The following is a 5,218-nucleotide window of genomic DNA, read 5'->3' as shown; positions in this document are numbered from 1 at the left end:
ATTAGTTGCTCTATCTACAAATAAGCCTGGTGTTAAACCTATGCTGATTAACGGGAAGCCACTAAAAAGTGTCAATCAACTATATAACAAGCGAAAAGCCAAGTACCAAAGTGTTCTTTCTGGCCAGAAAAAAACTAGCCGTAAAATTGAAGCTTTAACCTATCACCGAAATCGTTTTGTCGAGAATTATCTGCATAACACCAGTAAATTAGTAGTTGAGTATTTAACCACAAATAATATTGGCACTGTAGTCATTGGCAAAAATGATAATTGGAAACAAGGTGCAAATATCGGCAAAAAAAACAACCAAAATTTCACTCAAATACCTCACTATAAGTTAATTCAACAGATAACTTATAAATGTCAACTGGTTGGTATCAAAGTTATTGAAACCGAAGAAAGTTACACAAGTAAAACATCTGCTATTGACCTAGAAAAACCAATATGCCATGAAAACTATGTGGGCAAGCGAGTCAAACGTGGTTTATTTTTGAGTGCAACTGGTAAAGTGATTAACGCCGATATCAATGGTAGTCTTCAAATAATTAGAAAGAAATTCCCAGAGGTATTTACTGCCGAGGGAATAGTGAGCTGTGCCGTACAGCCTGTATTGGTTAATCCAATATCAAGATAAAAGCTCAGATCGATTTTCTACAGTTTTTTTCGTACGGTTAGCTCTTGAATATTTTGAAATTAATGCTTGTATGGTGTTACTTGATATATATTGAAATTGAAGTAGTTGTACAACAACAATCCAAAAGGAGATGTCGTGAGATTAATCATCACATTCTTATTATGTTTTTTCCTACTTGGACAAAATCCAGCTTTCGCATTCTACAAAGCTAGTGGGGATTTCACAATTAATAGTTGTCAAGCTTACACAAGCTTCAGAAAGCAAACTGAACCTGTCACTCTTGAAGCAGGAAAAGTTTACCAAGTCTTAGGACTCAACAAAGAATCTGGAGACTACATTTATATAAAAGTAGATGGACAAAGTAAATGGGTAAATAAAGACTGTGGTCAATTTAATCCTAGTGGGAAAAGTAGCGATGAAAAAATAAGTAAAACAGAAGGAAACAAGACTGGGGAAAATTGTCCTGATGAAGGTTGTGCAGAGAAATATGTACTTGCTATTAGCTGGCAACCTAGTTTTTGTCAGACAAAGCAAAGCAAACCTGAATGTATCTCCCAAACAGAAGACCGCTATGATGCGACTAACTTTACTTTACATGGTTTGTGGCCTGACAAACTTGCCTATTGTGGAGTTTCTTATGAAGATATAAATGATTCTAAGCAGAGAGACTGGGATGATTTACCGCCCCTAAATTTGGATGAAGAGACTACCTCTGAATTAGATATAGTGATGCCTGGTAAGCAGTCTTACTTACATCGCCACGAGTGGATTAAACATGGTACTTGCGATGGTCGAGATGAGGATACTTACTACGATGTTTCTATAGATTTATTGAATGAAGTTAATGCTTCGGAAGTACAGGACTTATTTGAAGAAAATATTGGTAAAACTATTACTCAGTCTCAAATTGAAGCAGCTTTTGATAATTCGTTTGGAGAAGGTGCAGGTGAAAGTGTGAGAATTAGATGTAAGGATGGGTTGATTAGTGAACTTCAAATTAAAATGCGCAGACCTCTAGTTGGGGAAAAGTTGGCAGATGTTTTAGTGCCGAGAAGTAGAAGATCTTGCAAAAGTGGAATTGTAGATGCTGTAGGATTTTAGAATTTGTTTGAAAAAAACCTAACCCCCCTGCCCCCCTTCCCTGCAAAGGAAGGGGGGAGTATTTCTCCCCTCTCCTTGCAGGAGAGGGGTTGTGGGAGAGGTCTTCATTGACTCAAATTTACCGACATTTTCAAGCTAGATGTACTACTAGAAACCTAAACTAGGAGAAGGTTTGTGTTATATATAATCTAGCTGAAAAGTCGTCATTGCGATGATAGGAAGCAATCTCCCGTCACCCCTGAGATTGCTTCCTTACACTCCGTTCCAGTCGCAATGACTTTATAGTTAGTATTTATCCGGGCATAATGTTAGATATCCCAAAAGAATATATATCTGAAATAATAAACCCGGTTTCTCTCCTACTTTTTGATTTGAGAATGAAAGCTTTTGTTACTGGTGCAAGTGGTTTTATTGGGGCGAATTTAGTGCGGTTTTTATTACAGCAGGGTTATGCTGTTCGATCGCTGGTTCGCCCCACGAGTTGTCTTGATAATCTTCAGAGTTTGGATATAGAAGTTGTAGTGGGAGACTTAAATGACTCTCACTTGTCTGAGTTAATGGAGGGGTGTCAAGTTTTATTTCATGTAGCTGCTCATTATTCTTTGTGGCAAAAAGATAGAGAGTTGCTTTACAAAAATAATGTGTTGGGTACGCGCAATGTTTTGGCAGCAGCGCGAGAAGCAAAAATTGAGCGGACGGTTTATACAAGTTCTGTTGCTGCTATTGGGGTGGGAGTTTCTGGGAAAGTTGTAGATGAAACTTATCAGTCTCCTCTGGAAAAGTTGGTAGGGGATTATAAAAAGTCTAAGTTTTTGGCGGAACAAGAAGCAGTGAGAGCGTTTAATCTCGGTCAAGATGTGGTAATTGTTAATCCTACTGCTCCTGTTGGTGCTTGGGATATTAAACCTACTCCCACTGGTGATATTATAGTCCGATTTTTGCGTCGGCAAATGCCTGCTTATGTAGATACTGGTTTAAATATTATAGATGTGCAGGATGTAGCGTGGGGTCATTTGTTGGCTTTGGAAAGGGGGAAAAGTGGCGATCGCTATATTTTAGGTAATCAAAATTTGACACTGAAGGAATTACTCGATCTATTGGCGGAAATTACAGGTTTACCTGCTCCGAGACAAACTATTCCGGTATGGTTACCTTTGGGTGTTGCGTGGGTTGATGAAAAAATTCTTGCACCTTTGGGAAAACAACCTTTTGTGCCTTTGGATGGGGTGCGGATGTCTCAACAAAAGATGTTTTATGATGCTTCTAAGGCGATGAAAGAATTAGGTTTGCCTCAGTCTTCAATTAGAGTTGCGCTTCAGAATGCTGTTAATTGGTTTCGGGTTATGTAGCTTTTTGCATATCTAACAACTTTAGTAATGTTATCTGACAAATCAGGATTATAAGCTACTATTCGACAATAGTTATAGCTGTTTCCGGGCATTATGAAGTATATATGTGGAGCAAGTGCGACAGCTATATCGCTCTATTTTCCAAAATTGATGTTTTATTCATTTATTGGACAATAGTTACAGCAATTTTTGCACATTATATTATGAAGTATAGAACCCCTGAGTGTATCTCCAGAAAATAGGTCCTGGTGGAGAAGTAATTGATAGTTTATGGGTAATAATTGATTTGATGATTGGATGAGTGGGAGATATCTAATACACCCCATCTCCCCATCACCCCATCTTCCCAGCTCCCCATCACCCTCTCTACTTTTAAATAGATCCGTTCAGGGGTTCTATATATGCGGAGCAAGTACGGTAGCTATATACTTTCATGCAACAAAGCCACTTTTCAATTAATCTTTTATTGTTCTCTAAGTATCATAATTATAATTCTTGAATTATTGACTTTTAAAATTATGCCAGATTCTACGGAAAACTCAAAGCAAATGGTAGGTGACCAACCTACAACAGAAGATATACTTGGTTTTACTCCTTATGTCGTAGCAATGGCTGAGTTTTTAACTAATAAAGATACTAAACCGCCACTAACTATTTCTATCGAAGGTGAATGGGGTAGTGGTAAATCTTCTTTTATGAAACAACTTGAAACAGAGGTTAAAAGTAAGTCTAAAGAATTACATGAAGAAAATTTAAGAAAAATCAAACAAAAGGATAAATTTTTTAGATTCTTGAAACCCAAGTTTTGGAAATTGATATTCAAGCAGGAAGCCAAAACAATTTGGTTTAATGCTTGGCGACATGAAAAATCTGAATCACTTTGGGCTGCTTTTACTCTATCTTTTTTAGATCAATTGTCTAATAATCGCAATTTCTCCGATTTTGTAATTAATATTTTTTTATGGTTTGAAGCTCTTCATTTATCGTTTGAAATTCATAGGAAAACCGTTAAAAGCAATTCAAGCCTTAATAAAATTTGCTTTGATTACTTATACTATTGTAATTATTATAGTTGTGTCTTGGAATCTTTGGTTGGAGAGAATTCCTCAATTATCTAAAATTTTCGCAGACATTGTTAAAACGGATTCAAATCTCAATGGTTGGTTCAATATTCTTTTTAGCGGTGGCTTGATTGGGGGTTCCCTTTTGGCAATAAGAAATCTTTTGGGAATAATAGGAGACTTAATTGGCAGCCCGAAAATAGATTTTACTCAATATTTTCAGCATCCTAATTATGAAGAACAAGTTGCTTTTATTGAAAAGTTTCACGAGGATTTTTCTAAAATTGTTAATTCTTATATCGGTGAAAACCAGAAAGTTTATGTTTTTATTGATGATCTTGACCGTTGTGCATTAGATAAATCTGCCGACTTATTGCAAGCTCTAAATATGATGATTTATAATGACCCAAATATAATTTTTATTTTGGGTATGGATCGGGAAAAGATAGCAGCAGCAATAACTTTTAAACAAAGAGATGTTCTTCCTTTTTTAGCTTCAGCGATCGCCAAAAATAAAACAGAAGAAAATGAAGATGAGAAGTTGAGCAAAAAGGTTGATTATGGTTTTAGTTTTCTCGAAAAGTTTGTACAATTATCTTTCTCAGTTCCTACAGCTTCTCAAAATAATTTAGATAGTTTTGTTGAAAAAATATTAGAAACTCAGGCAGAAACCAAAGCTTCTCCAGAAAAACAAGAAAAATACTTTTTTTGGATTCCTCATAGCTTAATTGCTAAAGCATTTGATTGTTCCGCAAGATTTAAAGATGTAAAAAATTTACTTCAAGAACTGAGAAAAATATTTGATGTAAAACATTTACTTCAAGAATTGATAAAAAGAGGGATTGTTACTTATTTTTGGTATTATTTTTATTTGTTGGCGATCGCTAAACTATTGAATGAAAAATATTTCAGGTTATTCAGCTTTTACTTTCATACTTTGATTCAGCAATGGTATTATTTTTATTTGTTAGCGATCGCTAAACTATTGAATGAAAAATATTTGAGATTATTCAGCTTTTATTTTCATACTTTGATTCAGCAACGTCATTTATCAAAAGAAAAAGAAGCGGAAA

The 5,218-nt window shown here is 35.5% G+C and carries 5 protein-coding genes; all 5 read left to right on the top strand.

All coding sequences use genetic code 11. From position 1 onward, the window contains the following. A partial coding sequence (locus F6K22_RS30715) for a transposase (RefSeq protein WP_293106967.1) occupies positions 1–634 on the top strand: 634 nt, incomplete at its 5' end. A gap of 105 nt (positions 635–739) precedes the next feature. Continuing rightward, positions 740–1,735, top strand: coding sequence for a ribonuclease T2 (locus F6K22_RS30710; protein ID WP_293106965.1), 996 nt, complete (start codon positions 740–742; stop codon positions 1,733–1,735). Between the two features lie 305 nt (positions 1,736–2,040). Next, positions 2,041–3,084, top strand: coding sequence for a hopanoid-associated sugar epimerase (gene hpnA, locus F6K22_RS30705; RefSeq protein ID WP_363274784.1), 1,044 nt, complete (start codon positions 2,041–2,043; stop codon positions 3,082–3,084). A 518-nt stretch (positions 3,085–3,602) separates the two neighbouring features. Beyond that, a complete protein-coding gene (locus F6K22_RS30700) occupies positions 3,603–4,202 on the top strand; it encodes a P-loop NTPase fold protein (RefSeq protein ID WP_293106962.1) in 600 nt (199 codons plus the stop codon). Beyond that, positions 4,159–5,218: P-loop NTPase fold protein (locus tag F6K22_RS30695; RefSeq protein ID WP_363274782.1), on the top strand; the 1,060-nt coding region annotated here is incomplete at its 3' end. The genes F6K22_RS30700 and F6K22_RS30695, both read left to right, overlap by 44 nt.

Origin of the sequence: Okeania sp. SIO2F4, assembly GCF_010672385.1 — a bacterium.
Lineage (GTDB): Bacteria > Cyanobacteriota > Cyanobacteriia > Cyanobacteriales > Microcoleaceae > Trichodesmium.
The sequence above is the reverse complement of the archived record's forward strand: the minus strand, read 5'-3'. Positions and strand labels throughout refer to the sequence as shown.